The 529-nt window shown below is 51.0% G+C and carries 2 protein-coding genes; both read left to right on the forward strand.

The window, feature by feature from the left end; all coding sequences use genetic code 11:
* The coding region (hfq, locus tag ACTHUR_RS17850) for an RNA chaperone Hfq (protein WP_440400073.1) at nt 1–227 on the forward strand (227 nt) is incomplete at its 5' end.
* A gap of 90 nt (nt 228–317) precedes the next feature.
* Nucleotides 318–529: class I SAM-dependent methyltransferase (locus ACTHUR_RS17855; RefSeq protein ID WP_440400075.1), on the forward strand; the 212-nt coding region annotated here is incomplete at its 3' end.

Here is a 529-nt window from a genome sequence, read left to right on the forward strand (position 1 = left end):
TTCCGGTTTCGATTTATCTGGTCAACGGTATCAAACTGCAAGGCCAAGTCGAGTCGTTTGACCAATACGTCGTTCTGCTGCGTAATACTTCCGTTACCCAAATGGTTTATAAACACGCGATTTCAACTATCGTTCCTGCCCGTGCCGTGAGCCTGCAACACGAGAACAAACCCCAAGCCGCTGCGGCTGCCCCGGTTCAAGTTGAGACCGTGCAACCTGCCGAATAATGTATGTAACGCATTAATCGATTCTGATACCTTACCGCTTGACCGGTAAGGTATTTTTATTTTCAGACGACCTCTGGACGGTTTCATCTTATGCAGCTTGAAAACATCCTCCCTTTTGCACACACGCTTCTCAAACAAGCCTTGAAACCCGATGCCCGCGCTTTGGACGGCACAGCGGGAAACGGCAACGATACGCTGATGCTGGCGCGTTCAGTCGGTAGCGGCGGGAAAGTGTGGGCGTTTGACGTGCAAGAGCAGGCATTGGCAAACACGCGAATACGTTTGGAAGAAGCGGGCATAAC

The sequence above is a fragment of the Neisseria sp. P0021.S007 genome, from assembly GCF_051956855.1.